The 19503-nt window shown below is 43.6% G+C and carries 14 protein-coding genes; 6 read left to right on the forward strand and 8 right to left on the reverse strand.

From position 1 onward, the window contains the following. Positions 1-25: 25 nt before the first annotated feature. The 3 genes from FIS9605_RS0107930 to FIS9605_RS42495 form a co-directional block, all read right to left on the reverse strand. Positions 26-1111, reverse strand: a complete 1086-nt coding sequence (locus FIS9605_RS0107930) for a cytochrome c oxidase subunit II (RefSeq protein ID WP_026732107.1) — start codon at positions 1109-1111, stop codon at positions 26-28. Between the two features lie 334 nt (positions 1112-1445). Further along, positions 1446-3056 (reverse strand): NAD(P)H-quinone oxidoreductase subunit 4, encoded by a 1611-nt coding sequence (locus tag FIS9605_RS0107935; RefSeq protein ID WP_026732108.1) that lies wholly within the window; start codon positions 3054-3056, stop codon positions 1446-1448. Positions 3057-3375: 319 nt separating this feature from the next. After that, complete coding sequence (locus tag FIS9605_RS42495) at positions 3376-3543, reverse strand: hypothetical protein (RefSeq protein WP_155960379.1); 168 nt, start codon at positions 3541-3543, stop codon at positions 3376-3378. A 1068-nt stretch (positions 3544-4611) separates the two neighbouring features. On the opposite strand from FIS9605_RS42495, the gene FIS9605_RS0107945 reads away from it, so the two are divergent. Beyond that, positions 4612-5595, forward strand: a complete 984-nt coding sequence (locus tag FIS9605_RS0107945; RefSeq protein ID WP_026732109.1) for a COX15/CtaA family protein — start codon at positions 4612-4614, stop codon at positions 5593-5595. A gap of 389 nt (positions 5596-5984) precedes the next feature. Further along, on the forward strand, positions 5985-6938 hold the full coding sequence (locus FIS9605_RS0107950; protein WP_026732110.1) for a heme o synthase: 954 nt from the start codon (positions 5985-5987) through the stop codon (positions 6936-6938). Between the two features lie 157 nt (positions 6939-7095). On the opposite strand, the gene FIS9605_RS0107955 is transcribed toward FIS9605_RS0107950, so the two are convergent. Continuing rightward, entirely contained in the window at positions 7096-7905 is an 810-nt protein-coding gene (locus tag FIS9605_RS0107955; protein WP_026732111.1) for a class I SAM-dependent methyltransferase, read from the reverse strand. Positions 7906-8132: 227 nt separating this feature from the next. Here FIS9605_RS0107955 and FIS9605_RS0107960 point away from each other — a divergent pair, with 227 nt between their 5' ends. The 4 genes from FIS9605_RS0107960 (at position 8133) to FIS9605_RS0107975 (ending at position 12362) form a co-directional block, all read left to right on the forward strand. Further along, positions 8133-9593 carry an RtcB family protein gene (locus tag FIS9605_RS0107960; RefSeq protein ID WP_026732112.1) on the forward strand — a complete coding sequence of 487 codons (1461 nt, stop codon included), beginning with the start codon at positions 8133-8135 and terminating at the stop codon, positions 9591-9593. Positions 9594-9638: 45 nt separating this feature from the next. Next, positions 9639-10523 (forward strand): CobW family GTP-binding protein, encoded by an 885-nt coding sequence (locus FIS9605_RS0107965; RefSeq protein ID WP_026732113.1) that lies wholly within the window; start codon positions 9639-9641, stop codon positions 10521-10523. Positions 10524-10608: 85 nt separating this feature from the next. Further along, entirely contained in the window at positions 10609-11040 is a 432-nt protein-coding gene (locus FIS9605_RS0107970; protein WP_026732114.1) for an archease, read from the forward strand. A 449-nt stretch (positions 11041-11489) separates the two neighbouring features. Further along, positions 11490-12362 (forward strand): MBL fold metallo-hydrolase, encoded by an 873-nt coding sequence (locus FIS9605_RS0107975; RefSeq protein ID WP_026732115.1) that lies wholly within the window; start codon positions 11490-11492, stop codon positions 12360-12362. A gap of 502 nt (positions 12363-12864) precedes the next feature. Here FIS9605_RS0107975 and FIS9605_RS0107985 read toward each other — a convergent pair. From FIS9605_RS0107985 to FIS9605_RS0108000, 4 genes are all read right to left on the reverse strand, one after another. Further along, complete coding sequence (locus tag FIS9605_RS0107985) at positions 12865-13161, reverse strand: GIY-YIG nuclease family protein (protein ID WP_035139461.1); 297 nt, start codon at positions 13159-13161, stop codon at positions 12865-12867. 462 nt (positions 13162-13623) lie between these two features. Next, on the reverse strand, positions 13624-15315 hold the full coding sequence (locus FIS9605_RS0107990) for a potassium channel family protein (protein ID WP_026732118.1): 1692 nt from the start codon (positions 15313-15315) through the stop codon (positions 13624-13626). Between the two features lie 238 nt (positions 15316-15553). Beyond that, positions 15554-16735: a low temperature requirement protein A gene (locus FIS9605_RS0107995; RefSeq protein ID WP_026732119.1), complete on the reverse strand. Its 1182-nt coding sequence runs from the start codon at positions 16733-16735 to the stop codon at positions 15554-15556. Between the two features lie 50 nt (positions 16736-16785). Further along, entirely contained in the window at positions 16786-19362 is a 2577-nt protein-coding gene (locus FIS9605_RS0108000) for a sigma 54-interacting transcriptional regulator (RefSeq protein ID WP_026732120.1), read from the reverse strand. Positions 19363-19503 lie beyond the last annotated feature (141 nt).

The raw sequence follows: 19503 nt of genomic DNA on the forward strand, positions 1-19503 counted from the left end.
TTGACTCTTGACTCTGGACTGTTGACTATTTGTTGTGAAGTTGATGTAGCGTTTCTGACTGAATTCCTATGTCATGGGTGTATGGGGCAAGAAATTCAGCTGGGGATAGTTCCGCAGGGTTGACAGCAACTGCTTGATTAAGGGTGTCATTACTTGCAACCTGCTGTTCTTGCATCCACGCCTCAAATACTTCTGGTTTCTCTACCACAACTTGCGATCTCATCGCACCGTGGTAAGGACCACACAGTTCCGCACAGATCAGCGCATAACTACCTTCTTTGTTGGGCGTAAAGCGAATCTCGCTTTGCCGACCAGGGATTGCATCTTGCTTGAGGCGAAACTCGGGCACCCAAAAAGCATGGATGACATCGTTCGCTGTCATATTAATTTGCACTTCACGCCCGATGGGGACATGCAGTTCACCAGTGGTTATACCTGTTTCAGGATAGGTGAAAAGCCAAGCATACTGCAAACCTGTAACGTTAACTACAAGTGCAGGTGGTTGACCTTCTTTTCCAGGAACAGGACCAATCGTGGGAGCAACACTCCCGACACCAGGAGCATTTTGCTTTTGGGGAATTTGATCGACATTGCGGACTGCGGCTGTGGCTGGGTCTTGCATTGCCTCATCAGACTTTTCCTGATTGAGGTTCGGTTCAGTGCTGGGAGGTGTATCAGTTAAAGTTGCCGCTATAGCTGCCCCTGGCATTTTCATTGCTTGTGAGGCAATGGGGGCTTCGTGTACGGCATGGGGACTAAAACCGCCTATTGAGTTGTAAACATCGAAACTGTATACAGAAATACCGAGGACGATAATAGCCGGAATCGCTGTCCAGAGGATTTCTAGCGGTACGTTTCCATGAACAGGCGGACCGTCTTGATCGTCACCTGCACGCCGACGATATTTAATGGCGGAGTAGATCAAACCGCCTTCGACAATCAAAAATATACCTGTGGATGCGATCATCATTGTGTTGAATAGACCGTCCACCAATAAAGCTTCATCGGAGGCTGCTGTTGGCAAGAGGCCATGATTTTGACCGTACCAAAGGCTGACCAGTGTCAGCAGGATGCCAATGAGTAGTGTCCAGATTGAACTTGGAATTTTCACGGTTAATTAGGGTTAATGACTTTACTACGTTGGACAGAACTGCTCACTTACTACGGTAGTCCACCCTAAAAGACATGGAGAGTAACAGCGTAAAATTTTTATGTTTTTTTTTGTTTGACGGTCTAATCTTCAGGTAGTCTGCAACTCCCACTTTAGCGACTACGCAAAAAGACATGGCATAATTTTATCTTTTTGGTTGCCATAGTCAAAATTCTGTATAGCACAGAGTAGCTTATTCTCTAATTATGCCAGCAAGTATAGGAGCAATCGGGCGATCGCTCCTACATTATTTTCCTACAGTTATTTGTTGTACCACCTTTTGCAGGACAGATATTTACTCAGCAAAAACTACTGACTCTTTAATATCAGAACTAGCCAGAGTTGGGGCTGGAAAAATACGGGAGTACAGACTTGAAGGCTGCTGTTGGGCTACAACTGATTGATACTGGCGAGCATGAGCGGCAACTTCTACAGTCTTGACATCATAAGTTTGTGTCACCAATTTGGGATACAAGCCGATACCGATGATGGGAAGCAATAGAGAAGCGGTGATAAACAGTTCGCGGGGTTTAACATCGGGTACAAATGCATCCAGATGTAGCTGTGTACTCTGTTTGCCGTAGAATACTTGACCCAGCATCGACAGTAGATAAATCGGTGTCAAAATCACACCCACAGCAGAGAGTAGCACAACTACAACTTTGAAACTGGAACTGTAAACATCACTGGTGGCAATACCCAGGAATACCATCAACTCACCCACAAAGCCACTTGTTCCTGGTAATGCCAGAGAAGCCATTGCACCAGCGGTAAACAGAGCAAAGGATTTGGGCATTACCTTACCCATACCACCCATTTCATCCATCATCAAGGTGTGGGTGCGCTCATAGGTTACACCAGAGAGGAAGAATAAGGCAGCGGCAATCAAACCGTGGGAAAACATCTGTAGCACGGCACCGCTCATCCCCAATTCTGTATAGGAAGCGATACCAATCAGCACAAATCCCATGTGGGCAATCGAAGAATAAGCCAAGCACCGTTTGAGATTAGTCTGAGCGAAGGCACAACAAGCACCGTAAATAATGTTGACTATACCCAAAATCACCAAGACTGGGGCAAAATAAACGTGAGCGTTGGGCAGCATCTCCATGTTGATGCGGATGAGCGCATAGCCACCCATTTTCAACAATACACCAGCTAAAATCATCGAACCGGCTGCGGGAGCTTCACCGTGAGCATCGGGCAACCAAGTGTGGAGAGGGAAAATTGGCAGCTTCACACCAAAGGCAATTAAGAAACCGGCATAAACGAGAACTTCCAAGCCTTGGGAATATTCCCTCATTCCCAGAGTCGCCATATCGAAGCTGATGGTGTCTCCGGAAAATGCCATTGCAAAAGCCCCTACCAGGATAAATATTGAAGCAAGGGCAGTGTAGAGAATGAACTTAGTAGCTGCATAGCGGCACTTTTGTCCTCCCCAGATGGAAATCAACAGGTACACAGGCACCAATTCGAGTTCCCACATTAAGAAGAACAAGAGTAAATCCTGGGCGACAAACACGCCGATCTGGGCGCTGTACAACGCCAGCATCAAACCATAAAACAAACGCGGCTTGTTGGTCACTTTCCAAGCTGCGAAGATTGCGAGGGTATTAATTAAGCCTGTTAGCAGTACCAGTGGCATTGACAAACCATCGACTGCTACTGACCAGTTCAAGCCCAACTGCGGAATCCAAGCATATTTTTCTACCAGTTGGAATGCAGAACTTTGAAAATCGTAGTGATACCAAAAGGCACAAATCATTAAGGCGAAGTCTGTTAGTGCTACTCCCAGACCATACCAGCGGACTGTTTTGCCTTCTTTATCTGGAATCAGGGGAATGGCTAAAGCAGCCACCAAAGGGAAGAGGATTATGGTTGTTAACCAGGGAATTTGAGAACTCATGATTTATTTTGGGTGCTCACTAATGATTGAAGATACAGATAAGACTGATGTGGATTGGTAAAGCAGTCCCAGATTCGAACATGATTTGTGAGTTATTGCATTTAGGTTGTTGGTGAGCCAGTGCTGTCTTACCGCATAGCGTTCGCACATAGAGGAGGCGCATACTCGCTTCGGGATTCTTCGGTGTGTCCGAACTTTAAGCGCTGTCGCCGTTCCCCCATGTAGACGCCCGCAGAGTGCAACTGGCCGCGAAAGGTTATTGATTGCTGTTTGTGCTGCTAATCAACTGCCAACAACCACAAAAACTATTCTTGATGAATTATGATTTTAAAATTTCGGATTTGTAGGCAATCTTGACCTGATTTTGTTTATTTAAACACACGCTCCTTTCCATCACAAATATCTCACCTCCTACTTCAACAATTACTTCGTAAGTCATTGAATTTACTTGGGCTGCTCCTAACTCAAAGTTGCTATTCATCATCATTAGATTTCCTACTTTGTTTTCCATTTCCTTGCGAGTCTTTGTTTTGACAAGTAATAAAGTGAGTACAGGATAGAAGGCACAAACAAAGCGCTTCAAATCAGCATTGATTTACACCTTGCACAATTCGAGTGGGAGAGCCAGAGGCTTTAATATCTAGTTACCAGGTTCAATCTAGTAACGAGGATTTGGAGGCTCTGCCTCCTGGATATTACATAAGCGTGCAAGATATCATTTGACTAATTCATTCTCCATTTAATACATTTATTATGAATGCATTGATGGTTGATTTAATTAGTCAATTTATTACCTATTTGTTTGTGAATATTCTATGAATTTAAATTAAAACTAGTGACAAAGCCGTATCAAAATAGTGGCATAAAGATGACAAAAAAGTGACAAAGCCGTGACAAGATGGGTAATTTCTGGAAATGATAATAGTCACAATTGCCTAGTAAAAACCTTAACTTCTACTGGTCAAGGGATTTTGATGATTTTATGCTTTGGTCATCTAATTTCTGTTTAAAAATTCTCATAGCAACAACTTCATCCACAAAATTTGTAAGTTAAAAGTTAGATGTGGAAAGGCTTACAAGCAAATCAGGAACTAAATTTTATCCACGGAATACTCAATAGCAGCTTTATGAAAGTTCTGTGTAGACAAACTATATAAAGAATGCGCTGCTGATTAGCACTCTCCTTGTGATAGCTTTAAGGAAAGATAAGCTGCTGTTAATGTGCTGCCAACAGATCAATAATTTAGGGAAAAACTAGACATTACAGAAAATGTCAGTCATAAGACCCCTAAAAATCTGAAAAATCTCTAAAGCTTCAGGCTCAATTTCGTGAAGGTGATTCAAAGTATAAATGAGAGCCGATATCTCACCTAAAATTTATTACGCTAGGGTGGATATGGGGAGGACACTTGCGTGCGGGGGTTCACCCCGTTGGGGAGGCAGCGCGCCTTTGGAGGTTTCCTCCGTTGTAGCGACTGCCATCAGCGTGTCCGTTCGGTACTAACAAACGTTGGAAATTTCATAGCTCACGAAGAGCAGGCAAAAGGTATCTTTCATGAGCGAATTTGTCCTAGAACAACAAAATTTAACGGCAGTTGAACAGCAAAAACCAAAGGATCGAATTCGTCGCCTAGTGTGGAGAATGTGCATAGCCACCTTAATTTTGATGGCGATAGGCAGTGCCACCCGCGTGATGAATGCAGGATTGGCTTGCCCAGACTGGCCTTTGTGCTATGGAGAACTGGTGCCAACTAAACAAATGAATTTCCAGGTTTTCCTGGAGTGGTTTCACAGGTTGGATGCCGCATTGATCGGAGTCAGCGCGATCGCTCTCGTGGGAATGTCTTGGTGGAATCGTCGCTCTCTACCAAACTGGCTACCTTGGGCATCTACATTTGCCCTGTTTTTGATTGTCTTTCAAGGTGTGTTAGGCGGACTCACTGTTACCGAACTGTTACGGTTTGATATTGTTACCGCTCACTTGGGAACAGCTCTGTTGTTTTTCTCGACTCTACTAGCGATTGGCTCTGCAATCACCCCTTACCAAGGTACTGGAACAGTTGGTAAATTGCCTTGGGTGGGTTTGACAGCTGCTATTTTTGTCTACGTGCAGAGTCTTCTCGGTGCTTTAGTTGGATCTCGTTGGGCATTACACCAATGCTTTGCGGGTTATCAACTGTGTAATGTGATGTACAGTCACATCTTTGGCTTGATCCCGCCAACGGTAGCAACATTGGCTGTTGTATTTCTAGCTTGGCGGACACCAGCGCTGCATCCAGCTTTGCGAAGACTGGCTAATATGGCTGGTGGATTGTTGAGTTTACAAATTCTCTTGGGATTTGCTACTTTCCGGTTGCATCTCCAAGTCGAGCCGCTGACAGTCTCTCACCAAGCTATAGGAGCGGCTTTGCTAGGTACTTTAGTCGTTTTCACTGTTCTCTCGCTGCGCGATCGGGCAATGAATATTGGTATTAATGCTTACTCTGATGCTGATACAGTCACTGCTGTTGGCAAACAAGCATCAGGAGTTAAGACCTAATTTTACCCCCTCTTTGCTCTAGCGACGGTCATCTGCTGCTACACCAACAAAGCCCACGAGGCAGGCTAGGAAATCAGGGGATTAAAAGAGATTAAAAACCGGGGATCGCATCTACTAGCAATCTTGAGTGAATAGAAGTCGCAGCTATAAACGAATCGGTTGCGTTTTCTGGGACTCAAGTTTGATGCTAGACAAACGGCCTAGTGTCATGAGGCGTAGATGCGTAAAGGCTTCCCGTACACGGGTAACTGTGACAGTTTCTGCCTAATTAAGTTTGGCAAGTACTATCACTTTTACAGGCGACAAATCTGTATTTATTTAGGCTCAAAAGAGCTAGATAAAGCAGCGGCAGCCTAAAATTTGTTGAACAATAAGGAAATAGTGCCAAGATGATTGAGACTAATGTCTCTAAGCAGCATGAATCAATTCTGCAAATTCTCCAAAGCTACTACCAGCTAACTAAACCCAGGATTATTCCATTACTCTTAATCACTACAGCTGGGAGTATGTGGATAGCAGCAAAGGGACAAGTAGACCCAATGCTATTGCTAGTAACTCTCGTTGGTGGCACTTTGGCCGCTGCTAGTGCCCAGACAGTTAACTGTATCTATGACCGAGATATTGATTATGAGATGGAACGTACCCGCCACCGTCCCATCCCTTCGGGTAGGATTCAATTGCGTGATGCTCTGATTTTCGCGATCGCTCTGGCTGTTGCTTCTTTTACCCTGCTGTCTGTGTTTGCCAACTTGCCAGCCGCTCTACTGGCAATGTCTGGTATTGTATTTTACGTACTAGTTTATACTCACTGGCTAAAGCGTCACAGCACCCAAAATATTGTTATTGGGGGAGCAGCAGGGGCAATTCCCACACTGGTTGGCTGGGCAGCTGTCACGGGTACGCTTAGCTGGACAGCATGGTTGTTATTTGCAATAGTCTTCCTGTGGACACCACCCCATTTCTGGGCGCTGGCCTTGATGATCCGGGATGATTACGCAAAAGTTGGTGTCCCAATGTTACCAGTGGTAGCAGGAAATCCGGCTACAGTGCGGCAGATTTGGTGGTATACGCTGATTACGGTAGCAGCAACGCTGATACTGGTTTATCCGTTGCAGCAAACAGGATTTGTTTATTGTGCGATCGCCCTGTATCTGGGGGGAGTATTTATTTACAAAGCTTGGCAGCTAATGCAAAACCCAGAGGATCGCAATCTAGCAAGAGGGGTGTTTCTCTATTCAATTTCTTACATGATGCTGTTGTGTTTGGGTATGGTGGTTGATAGCCTACCTTTTACTCATCATGTAATTAGTTTTGTGGTTAGTCAGTTACACTTTTTCAGCTGAAGTTAGCTGGCTCGAAAAAACCGGGTTTTTTCTGAAGAACCTGGTTTTTTCATGCTGTAAATACAGTAGAGACGCGAAATTTCGCGTCTCTACACAAGGTTTTTGGTCTTATCCGAGTAGTATTGGAACACAAAGGATTTAAAGCGACGCTGTTTATTCACTTGCGACCAGTTACAAAAATAGTCATATTTTCATACCAAACACCTTGCTCAGTTGCCATCGCTTCTATTCGTTTACAATACTCTGCTTTTAATTCTGACCTTTGCTCTGCTGAAACCTGTAATAAGGGATTTTCTCTAGGATGAAACCATCCTCCATTCCATTCTCTGGCTTGCTCAAGACTGCGGTAAAATCCAAATTGCTGAGTGTTTACTTTAATATCTTGAAAACCAATCTCTCGTAGCAAATTATGGCACTTTTCAGGAGTACCTGTTGGTTCGTTAATGTTTGTCAGTGAAATACCATGATTTGCACAAACTTCCACGATCAGTGGTGCCTCGCAAGATTCTTGAGAGCAACACGAAAATCCAATAACACCACCTTTTTTGAGAAAACGATACCATTTGCGTAGAGCATCAGGAATGTCTGTAAAATAAACTATTGCTGTAGAACAAAGAATTACATCAAAACTTTCATCATTGAAATTTATATACTCTGCATCTGCTTCAATTAATTCAATATTTTGCAAACCTAATTCTTCAATCTTTCGTCGCGCTTGCTCAAGCATTCCTGATGAAAAATCTACTCCAATTACTTTCCCTTCTGAGCCAACAATTTGTGTAGCAGCAATGGCAATGATACCTGTGCCAGTTGCTAAATCCAAAACTTTTTGTCCTTTTTGTAGCTGAACTAGATCTAGTAAAGGGAGAGCGCGACGAATGGTGTAATCATTGTCGTAGCTTGTTCTGCTGTTAAAAAAATTTATTACTTCTTGTTTGTATTGTTGTTCGTATTGGCTGTTGTGCATGTCATTTTCATTATTTTGGTGACAAGCATCAGCATAACTAACAGGCTGAGTTCATCTGAGGCATTTCTTTAGACAGAGGTTTCAGCTAAGCAGAAACTTTATGCTCAAATCTATACATGCAATAGTTTATCAGCAAATTTTGAGACTCCCGCCACGAACCGATGGGATTTTGTGGCAATAACTTTTTGCTGACAGCAGACACTGAACAAAGTGCGGGAGTATTTGATATGGCAATGATAGAAGTTTTAAACAGAATTTCTGACACTATCTGGGAAATACCGGTTTCCTACAAACAGGGAATGCGCGTCCCTGCCCGCATTTATGGAACAGAAAAGTTAATTCAGGAATTGGACGACGCAGTTTATGACCAAGTCACTAATGTAGCTACACTTCCAGGCATAACCAAGTACGCTTTGTGTATGCCCGATGGGCACTTTGGTTATGGTTTTCCGATTGGTGGCGTGGCGGCGATGGATGTAGAACAAGGGGGTGTGATTTCTCCTGGCGGTATCGGTTTCGATATCAATTGCGGTATGCGCTTAGTGGTGACAAACCTCACCTACGATGAAGTTAAACCTTATGTAAAAAAGTTGGTAGATAGGCTTTACGAAAGAGTTCCTGCTGGGGTAGGAAGCACTGGTTTTGTGAAGCTTTCACGGAATGAGTTTCGCAAAGTAGTGGAAGAAGGCGCACAATGGTGCATCCGTAATGATTACGGTTGGGAAGAAGATTTAGAACTGATAGAAGAAAACGGCTGCATTAAAGGTGCTGATTCTGCCAAAATTAGTGAAAAGGCGATTGATAGAGGTTTCAACCAAATCGGTACTTTGGGATCTGGCAATCACTATTTAGAAATTCAAGTTGCTCGACCAGAGAATATTTTTGACCAGGAATTAGCCCAGAGTTTGGGAATTACTATTCCCAATCAAGTGGTGGTGATGTTTCACTGCGGAAGTCGGGGATTTGGTCATCAGGTAGCAACCGACTATCTGCAAATCTTCTTGAAGGTGATGGAAAGTAAGTACGGGATCAAAATTTTGGATCGAGAATTAGCCTGTGCGCCTTTCCACTCTCCTGAAGGCCAAGCTTATTTTGCGGCGATGAAATGCGGCATCAATATGTCGTTTGCTAATCGTCAAGTGATTTTGCACCGGATTCGAGAAGTGTTTTCAGAAATTCTTGGGCGATCGCCCCAAAATTTGGGTATGCACATGGTATATGATGTCGCCCATAATACCGCTAAATTAGAGCGGCATGTTGTAGATGGTAAAGAGCGATCGCTACTTGTTCACCGCAAAGGCGCAACTCGTGCTTTTGCTCCTGGGATGAGAGATGTGCCTGAAAGGTATAAAAACATTGGTCAGCCAGTGATTATTGGCGGCAGTATGGAAACAGGCTCTTATATCTTGGTGGGTGTACCCAGTGGTGAGCAAACTTTCTTCAGCACTGCTCACGGTAGCGGACGCACGATGAGTCGGGCGAAAGCACGAAAAATCTATCGCGGTGACAAACTCAAAAAAGAAATGGAAAGTCGGGGCATTTATGTCCGCAGTACCTCCTACTCAGGATTAGCAGAGGAAGCCGGTGGAGCTTACAAAGATATTGATGATGTCATCGAAGCAGCGGAATTAGCCGGGATTAGCAAGCGGGTAGCACGGTTGACTCCGATTGGGAATATCAAGGGGTAATACGATTTTGGATTTTAGATTTTAGATTTTGGATTGTGAATTTTTATGGCAGTACGTACACCATTAACAGTAATTACTGGGCCGTTAGGAAGCGGCAAAACAACACTGCTACGTCACATTCTCGAAACTTTCCCAAAAAAAATCGCGATTTTGATGAACGAATTTGGCGAAATTGCCATTGATGCCAAAATCATTCAAGGCAAAAATGTGCAGATGGCGGATCTAGGTGGTGGTTGTGTTTGCTGTTCGCTGCTGGGTGAATTTGAAGCAGCCGTAAATGAAATTATCGATAACGTTGATCCAGATTACATCGTGGTGGAAACAACCGGAGTTGCAGAACCCGATGCTTTGGTTTTTGATATTCAAGAAAGTTTGCAGAGAGTGCGGCTGGATGGAGTGATTACAGTTATTGATGCCGATGCAATGATTAAATATCCTTCTGTTGGTCATACTACCCGCATCCAAATTGAAGCAGCAGACACTATCCTCTTGAATAAGGTTGATTTAGTTTCTAAAAGTGAGTTGCAAGCTATAGAAAAAAAATTACATTCGATTAACGAAATTGCTTCGATTTTGCATACCATACGAGGTCAGGTAGATCCCGACTTGCTATTTGGTATCGGTAGAGAAAGAGTACAAGCACCACCACACCACGTTCATCAGCCAGAGTTTGAATCATTTAGTTACAGTTCGCCTGCTACTTTTAATCGCCAATGTTTTGAGGAATTTGCTGATAGTTTGGAACCGGATGTTTATAGAGCGAAAGGATTTATCCGCTTTCCTGAAAGCGTGTATTTATTTAACTTTGTAGCTGGGCGTTGGGAATTAGAGTCGTTTACACAGGAGGCCACAGAACTAGTTTTTATTGGCAAAAATTTGAGTTTAAAAAAAGCAGAAATTATTGATAGATTAAAATTGTGTGAGCGATAAACTACTCATTTACCATATAAATAGAGCCATCCTCCACACAGTAATGAATTACACAAAGAATTTGGACACAAGATGAAGTGTTATTATGTCCTACGAACTTCTTGAAGATGTTGCTACTGCTGATATTGCCTTTCGCGCTTGGGGAAAAGATTTGCCGGAGATTTTTAAAGCGGCAGGTGATGCGACAATCAGCATTATGATTGAAAATTTGGAATCGATAGAACCACGACAGACGCGAAATATCAGTTTGGAAAATGAAGAATTAGACCTATTGCTGTTCAACTTTATTCAAGAACTTATTTATTACAAAGATAGCGAACAACTTTTGTTACGGACGCAGCAAATTAATTTTGAAGATAAAGATGGTAAACACCACCTTACTGCTATCCTCCAAGGAGAAAAACTTGACCCTCAACGTCATCAACAGTTAGTAGATGTGAAAGCTGTGACTTTACATCAGTTTCAATTACAAAAAACCAATGATGGTTGGATGGCGATGGTAATTCTTGATATTTAGTTTAAACGGTTAGATGAAAACTATAGATCAACCTAAATCTTAAAAAAGAAGTCGCCTGCTAGCGATTATCCAAAGAGAACCTCCAGTAATTCATTACGGCTTAAACCAGCGTGGCTAGCTACATCTTTCACTATGGCGTTAAGTGTGCCTATCTTGATAGGGTCATGGGCTGGAACTGTGATGTGATGTTCACAGCTTATGCTTTTTCTAACTACTAAATTTTACAGCAGCCAGCCTTGACGCAAGCTAAAATGCGATCGCAGTTTTCATAGATGAAACAGGAACTGCATACACTTAGTGTCTTGGTGTCTTGGTGGTTCGAGACTTTATTTAACCACCAAGGCACAAAGACACTAAGTATTGATAGAGCTTTACACCATGCATTTGCTAGCGTAGTTATACAGGGTTCATCGCTCTTCCAGAAATTTGCTGGCTAAAAAAGGTTTAATATGGCTCATTTAAATCTGCGTCGTCCCCAAAATATCAGCGGTGATTTTTATGTCGACACTACTTGTATTGACTGCGATACCTGCCGTTGGATGGCTCCGGAAGTGTTTATTGAAGCAGAAGAAATGTCGGCAGTTTATCATCAACCAAAAAATGAGGTGGAAAGATTAAAAGCATTGCAAGCACTTTTATCTTGCCCTACCAGTTCTATTGGTACTGTTGAAAAGCCAGAGGATATCACAGCAGTTCAACTAAGTTTTCCTATTCCCCTAGAGAAAAATGTTTACCATTGTGGCTATCACTCGGAAAAATCCTTTGGTGGTGCTAGCTATTTTATTGAGCTATCAGAAGGTAATGTTTTAGTAGATTCTCCCCGCTTTACACCACCGTTGGTGAAGCGTTTGGAAGAAATGGGGGGAATACGTTATATGTTCCTGACTCATATGGATGATGTGGCGGATCACCAAAAGTATGCTGAACATTTTGGGTGTCAGCGCATCCTCCACAGGGATGACATCACTGCGGATACTCGTGATGTCGAAATTCAGTTAGCTGGTTCGGAACCAATTCAGTTAGCTCCCGATTTGTTGATGATTCCAGTTCCCGGCCACAGTAAAGGACATACTGTGCTGCTGTACAAAAACAAGTTTCTGTTTGCTGGCGATCATTTGGCTTGGAGTGATGAAATTCAGCAGCTAATTGCCTTCCGTAATTATTGTTTTTACTCTTGGTCAGAACTAATTAAGTCAATGCGTAAGTTGGCTAATTACACTTTTGAGTGGGTGCTTCCAGGTCACGGGCGAAGGTATCATGCAGATGCGGGAACTATGAAAAAGCAGATGCACAAGTGTATTACGTGGATGGAAGTGAATTAAGACGATCGCTTAGGTTCAGAACAGTAAAATTCAAGTTCTGAACCTCAACGATAAAGCTTTAAACTCAAATGTTGGAGTTTTGAGTTTGAAGTTTCTAGTTTCAAACGAGAACTTCCGAGGTTCAAACTAAAGCTTCCAAGGTTTGAACGAGAAGTTTCAAGTTTAAAACTAGAATGTTCGAGGTTTGAACGAGAAGTTTCAAGTTTAAAACTAGAATGTTCGAGGTTTGAACGAGAAGTTTCAAGGTTTAAACTAAAAGTTTCGAGTTCTAAGCTTGACATTCCGAGTTCCAAGCTTGAAGTTTCAAGTTCTAAGATGTCATGCTGAATGGAGCATAGACGCGACAGTGGCTTCCGTAAGGTAGCGTAATGAAGGATCTCAAAACTTGACAGGGAGACAAGATGCTTCGCTTTACTGACGTTCCGCTCAGCATGACATATGATAATGCTACTAATTTATGAAAAGTCGCTATTGCGTCTACAGCATGACATTTTACATCTGATTATGTTGACTTATCAAACCAATCTGCACTCAAATCGTTCCATTCTGGATTCATTGATTCAATCAAAGCAATCTTTTTTGCACGCAACCAACCCTTAATTTGCTTTTCACGGGCGATCGCTTCTGCAACATCTACTGTCTCTTCGTAGTAAACCAGTCTATCAATGTTGTATTTTTGAGTGAATCCAGGAATCAGCTTTTGCTTATGCTCGTGTATACGACGAATCAAGTCATTAGTCACGCCCGTGTAAAGAGTTTTTGAGTAGTTGGTCAAAATATATACGTAATATTTATTCACTTAAGAGGAATAATACTTAGAAAGTTCTACATCACTTTATCTGAACAATCCCTAAATTGTCATGATGCTGCTCTCAATTGTCATTGTGAGCGTCACGCCAGTGGAGCGTAGACGCGCAGCGGCTCAAGGCAGAGTAGAATCTCAAGTTGTAAACTAGGCTTGAGATGCTTCATTTCGCGATCGCTCCATTCAGCATGACAAATCAATTCTCAATTGTCATTGTGAGCGTCACGCCAGTGGAGCGTAGACGCGCAGCGGCTCAAGGCAGAGTAGAATCTCAAGTTGTAAACTAGGCTTGAGATGCTTCATTTCGCGATCGCTCCATTCAGCATGACAAACAAATTCTCAATTGTCATTGTGAGCGTCACGCCAGTGGAGCGAAGAATCTGAATTGTTGGTTAGAAATCTAAGATATAGATGCTTCGTTCCGCTTTGCTCCATTCAGCATGACATCAAAAAATTTCAACTCACCATCACCTGCGACGGTGTATAACGCCACAATTGATGCAGGCGATTTGCTGGCATTGTTAGGTACAAAATATCACCAGCGCTAAGGTTAATATCCAGTAAATCCCAGCCGTGAATTTCTTGGTTATTCGTTTCTACGTACAAAGGTACAAAGTCAGCATCCATAGCTGCTTGTTTCACGCGCTGACCGCAAAAGGGATGGGAAGGGGTAATTAATGTTGCAAATGCTACCCAAAGGCTATCGGCTGTGATGCCATTGCCGAGGATGCGTCCGCCTAGGGCGGCGGCGGCAAAAGCTGGGGCGGCGAGTTCGGCGGGGCTGAGGACTGCTTCAAAGTCAAACACTTGTTGCGCCATGCGGGCAAAGTCCGGATCGGCGTAATGGACTATTACCGGTACTTTGTGTGTGATAGCTTTGACTTTGAGAGCTATTTCCATATTTGTGGCATCGTCGCTGGTGACAGCAATCAGTGCAGCAGCATTCTCTAAATTACTGGCTTTAAGAATTGCGGCAAAGCTACCGTCACCGTGAATTACGGGAATACCTAATCCCCGGGCTGTGTTGACAAATCTATTGTTAGTGTCACGCTCAATGACGATGACTTCATGTCCGCTGGCGTGGAGTTGTTCGGCAATTTTGATACCAATACCTCCTAAACCACAGACTATGTAATGATGGCGATGGGGAATCCGGGTTGCATCCAAAAATTGTTTGAAGCGAGTGCCTAAGACAAAATCATTGAGTAGTGCGTAGAAAAGACCTATTACCGCAGCCCCTAACAGCATCATCAATACGGTAAATAATTTAATGCTGATGGGAGCTTGTTCTACAACTTTTTCATTACCGCCTGCTCCTGTCAGCATACCGACGGCAAAATAGAGAGCATCGATGATGGAAACGGCTTTATCAGTAGAAGTATAGATGAGTGTGGCGATCGCAATAATCACCAGCAGCACCACAGACATTACTACTACTGCTTCAGCATGTTTTTTAAACTGCCGCAGGCTAGTAAGAACTTTGAGGATTTTGGCAATCATCGATCTGCGGATGCAGCGCGTGCGCGGCTGAGTACCAACGATTAAGCGATCGCCTACTTTTAATTTGTGTCCTGTTACTACCGCTGAGACTAAATCCACTTCACCTTCTGCTGGCATATAGTAAATCAACATCCGTGTCCGGTCGTTCCACAATTCACTCAGTTTGCGTCCCAACCACGGGTGATTTTCATCAATATGTTCTTCGTGAATCGGCCAAGTTTGCTGAAACAGCTTGATTTGTCCGATGGCTTGGCTTCCCAATGCTGCAAACGTAAATACAGGTGCTGCCAATCCAGCAACACTCATAGTCAAATGGTCTGACACCGCATGATCCAGACGTTCTCCTAAGCTGGTGTTAAAGAAGCGGTTGATAATCCGAATGCGGGGATTGAGCACCCGCGCTTGCATCATAATTCGCAAATTGAGTGCATCGTCACCCCCAGCGATTACAAGGGTGTGCGCCTGCTGAATGCCAGCTGCTTTCAGGGTACTGGCTGCGTGCAGATCGCCGACAATTACATCTCCTGCTCGTTCGCCTGGAATTGGTTGATAATGAATGCCGACGACTAATGCCCCCTGCTGTCTCAGCAAACGAAAGACTTTATATCCAGTGCGTCCTAAACCACAGACAATGATTCGAGGTTTCATGAATCAGCAGCATGATGTGCAGAAAAAGCTGCATGGTTAAATAAAAATACTAATTTAAATTCTTGCCTGATTCTCAAGAGTAGAACTGTAGCTGAAAACACGATAAATAGAAGTCATTAGTCATTAGTCATTAGTCCTTCGTCATTTGTCATTGATTGGTTGTAACAATCAAGTACTAACTACTAACTACTAACCACTAACCACTAACCACTAACCAATGACCAATGACCAATGACACTTAAATTTCTGGATCGACCAAGCGAGTAGTGGGACGACTCTGATATAAATCTTGTACAACCTGTATAACGCAGGTAACGGCGACAAAACCAATGACTGCAACAGGTAACAAATCTTTGCCGAATATAGCGATCGCAATTACAGCTACTGTCGTCCCAACCCGATACTTAGAACGAATTTTGCAATAGCGGATAACGCCAAGCCGATGGAGAATACCTAAAGCTAGGTAGCATAAAGCTATAGAACCACAGAGCAGCCATCGCCCAGCATCTGATAATGCTACTGTTTGCTCGCTCAATAATACTTCTTCTACACCAACTCCAGCACCAGCAATACCGATTACTAAAGGTAAATGGGTGTAAAGCCAAGTGGCGACAGTACTGACTTTTCCTTCTGCCCGCGCTTTTTGAATAGGTGTACCACCGAGGTTGTCAAAATAAACCCACCACAAGCTAAAAGCGATAACCAGACCAAAGACGGCAGCAATAACGCTGAAAACATCCCATTTTTGTTCAGAGACACCATCAACCACCGCAATAATTGCTTCACCCAAGACAATAATCGTAAATAGCCCGAAACGTTCCGGCAAGTGGGAAGCGTGGGGAAGTAGATTGAGTTGAAACTTTGTGGCTGTGAAGGGTGTAACTAGGTCAATGATAATTCCCACACTCCAAAGAACAAATCGCCAAGGTGCGCTTACAAATGCTGATATTAGCCAGAATACGGCAGCGATCGCAAAACCAGTTGCATAACGTGTTGTCAGTGGACGCGCTGAGGGAATGTGTATACCAGCACGGATATATTCTACGATCAGCACAGCCCGACCAAGAGCATAAGAAAGGGCAAACCCAGGCGCATTTTCATCCAAGCCGTGGTGAATGTTTACAGCCAGCGCCGCCGCCGTCAGCATTTGTAAAGCAACCAGCAGTCGCCGTCCGATGTCATCGCTATCGAAGCGGTTCGCATACATGGTTGTACCAATCCACGACCACCACACGGGTATAAACAGAAATACAAAACCTAAATAGCCTGATAGCGAAACGTCTTCCTCCAGATTGTGGGCGAGTTGAGAAACCGCAACTACAAACACCAAATCATAAAACAGTTCTAACCAAGTGGCGTGTCGATGTTCTTCGCTGTCTTCACCAATGCGTAGGCGTGGTGGTTGGAGAAAGTTTTTCATCTGATTTAATTGTTAATTATTAATTGTTTTTTACCATCAGCGATTAGCTATTAGCCAGACACAATAATCTGCCACATACTTGCTCCTAACCCTATAGCTGCAAGGTGTTGCCACAGCAGTATACTTAGTGGTTGCCGAGCAATTTTTTGCGTTAGTACTATCGATAACAAAACTGAAAAAATTAACGTTGTTCCCTGTAAAAAAGCAATCACAGCTGGATGAGCCACCAATACAGGTAATTGTCCAACATTCAAACCAAAGGTAGCAAAAAATACTGGTAAAATCCGTCCTCCTTCTCCCAAACCCAAGCGCAGATAATGAGCCAAGTTACCTCCCAGTACCAAAGGTAAGTACCCATAGGCAAGCTCTACAAAAGGTCGCGGCTTGATGCGATTTGGGATTTTAACCGCAGAGGACGCAGAACAGATGTAATTATTCAACCAACAATAAACCTTTATTAATCCGTATCCTACAAAAGGAATAGCTACTGGAATCAGCAAAGCTAGCAGTGATAATCCCAAATGAGGTACAAACTGGGTTAAATCTATTTGCAATCCCAACCAAGATTGCAACTCCGGCAAGCGATGCAAATATACTCCACCCAACAGTAAAAACAACAAAGCAACTTCATAACTGTGGGGTACATGAGTTGTCCACAGTTCTATACCAGGAGGACGTAAATTAAACTCAACAGAACGGTGAGGACAGGCTTTTAAACAAGTCATGCATAACACGCAGTCTCTGTTGTCTTCCAACTGTGCGGGGTGAGAATACAACGGACATCCGTTAGTTTCCATACCTTCGCCTTTTTGCGGCCCGCCTTTGTAGCACTGATAGGTGGTGCAAGTCGCAGAACAAATACCCTGTTGTGCCCGTAGTTCTGTCATTGAGAGTTTGGCAAATAAACCATTCATTCCACCAATCGGACACAGATACCGACACCAAAACCGCCGCTCAAAAATGGCAGAAAAAATCATTGCCCCAGCAGTAATTAGCAGCAACAAACAAGCGGAAAGATAAGCTGTATTTTCTAAATGCCAAAGTTCTTCCCACAGGAAAATTAGGGTAAACATCCCAAACAAAAACCATCCACCCCATTTTTCCGCTTCTTCTCGGGGCCAGCGCTTTAGTTTTCTGGGAAACAACCATGTTGATAACTTTTGCGTGATTTCCCCGTAAATCATAAAAGGACAAACAGCGCACCAGATCCGACCGAGAAAGGGGAACAGGAAAAGAAATACAGGCCACCACCAAGCCCAAAACATATTTAAAGCAAAATTGCGATCGCGTGTTTGCGGCCCGATAAATAACACCGCCACAATAAAAGCAAAACCAGCAACAGTAAAACCATAATTAATGCGATCGGGCCACCACGGACTACGCAGAAACTTCCGCAAACCGGGATACGCATTTAAAAGATTCACCCGAAATCGCTTTTTCTTAGTTTCCGCTGACCAGAAAATTTCTTCTGTTAACTCCTTCGCCTCTCCCGCTTGCACAATTGCCCGTTCCACCAAATTTTGCAACTCTTTCAAATTGCCGGGGAAATCATAGGACTGCAAGCGGCGTAAAGCTTCTGGAGTTATTCGCGGTTTGGCAATACCTCTAGAGCGAGTGTAGAGACTGATGTAATATTCGACCTGGGCTTGAATGTCAGTTTTCCGCACCCGTAGCGGTGGTACTTTGATGATCCTACCAATACAGCGTTCGATTTGTGGCTGAGCTTTTTCCGCAACTATCATAATGCGAGCGCGACTGGTGCGGGGTTCGGCGGGTGGTTCTCCAGAGCGAGTGACAGGAATATACGTATTGTCTTGTAGTAATTTTTTTACTTGCGGCAACAACTCTGGCGGAATTTCTTGGATGTTGTTGAGAACAAGAGTACCTTCCCCCAACCATTCCAAAAGTCCGGGTTTGCCGCCAGCACGCCCAAACAATTCAGCACCGCTGGTTTGGAGAATACCGCAGTTAATTTTGATGATTGGTTCTCGCCGCTGTTTAGAACCAAAATGAATGAGAGCAGCAATATTGTCTTTTCCTAACCCTGGTTCGCCAAAAATTAATACAGACTTGCGATCGCCAGCAGCTTCCCGAATTTGTTCGCGCAGACGCACCGCGTAGCGACTTGTCCCCACAATTCCCCGTACTGCTTTGGTAACTAAATATGGTCGTAATGCCAAAGAGCGTTCTTGCTCGTAGTTCAAAGCGGATGCTAGCTGTGCCAATTCTTGAGCCAGCATCCGAGAGACAACCTGAGCAATTTCGGGATACTTGTCAATTACTTCTCGAAATTTTGCAGCAGGTACAACCCAGAAGCGACATTCTGTCACAGTCGTAATTGTGCGCTGAGCTAATTCAGCTAACAGTATTTCTTGTAAGTGAATAACTGCTCCAGGCAGAAAACCAACAGCTAAACTTGGGTTACTTTTATTGCTGCACTCACTTTCGAGCTTACCTTCCAGGAGAATATAAAGCGCTTCTGGAGGAGTGCCTTCACTAGCGAGAGTGTGGTTTGCTGGGAAAACTTTTTCTTCGAGAACTTGGGCGATCGCACTTAAGGGTTCAGGTGACAGAATTCCTAAAGCCGTGCGTTCTTGTAGCCATATCACTGTTTCTTGTGATGTCATAGTGGCTTCTCCCATTTAGAGGAAGTCTGAGAAGTATCAGATATTTGCTTTGATCCCCCCTAGCCCCCCTTAAAAAGGGGGAACAATTTTAATTGAAAGTCCCCCTTTTTAAGGGGGATTTAGGGGGATCTCCAACCGCCT

Origin of the sequence: Fischerella sp. PCC 9605, assembly GCF_000517105.1 — a bacterium.
GTDB lineage: Bacteria > Cyanobacteriota > Cyanobacteriia > Cyanobacteriales > Nostocaceae > PCC9605.

Coding starts and splice junctions, on each gene's coding strand:
- FIS9605_RS0107950 (WP_026732110.1), top strand. CDS start 5,985: ATGATTGAGACTAATGTCTCTAAGCAGCATGAATCAATTCTGCAAATT.
- FIS9605_RS0107970 (WP_026732114.1), top strand. CDS start 10,609: ATGTCCTACGAACTTCTTGAAGATGTTGCTACTGCTGATATTGCCTTT.
- FIS9605_RS0108000 (WP_026732120.1), bottom strand. CDS start 19,362: ATGACATCACAAGAAACAGTGATATGGCTACAAGAACGCACGGCTTTA.
- FIS9605_RS0107960 (WP_026732112.1), top strand. CDS start 8,133: ATGGCAATGATAGAAGTTTTAAACAGAATTTCTGACACTATCTGGGAA.
- FIS9605_RS42495 (WP_155960379.1), bottom strand. CDS start 3,543: ATGATGATGAATAGCAACTTTGAGTTAGGAGCAGCCCAAGTAAATTCA.
- FIS9605_RS0107945 (WP_026732109.1), top strand. CDS start 4,612: ATGAGCGAATTTGTCCTAGAACAACAAAATTTAACGGCAGTTGAACAG.
- FIS9605_RS0107955 (WP_026732111.1), bottom strand. CDS start 7,905: ATGCACAACAGCCAATACGAACAACAATACAAACAAGAAGTAATAAAT.
- FIS9605_RS0107995 (WP_026732119.1), bottom strand. CDS start 16,735: ATGAAAAACTTTCTCCAACCACCACGCCTACGCATTGGTGAAGACAGC.
- FIS9605_RS0107965 (WP_026732113.1), top strand. CDS start 9,639: ATGGCAGTACGTACACCATTAACAGTAATTACTGGGCCGTTAGGAAGC.
- FIS9605_RS0107975 (WP_026732115.1), top strand. CDS start 11,490: ATGGCTCATTTAAATCTGCGTCGTCCCCAAAATATCAGCGGTGATTTT.
- FIS9605_RS0107935 (WP_026732108.1), bottom strand. CDS start 3,056: ATGAGTTCTCAAATTCCCTGGTTAACAACCATAATCCTCTTCCCTTTG.
- FIS9605_RS0107990 (WP_026732118.1), bottom strand. CDS start 15,315: ATGAAACCTCGAATCATTGTCTGTGGTTTAGGACGCACTGGATATAAA.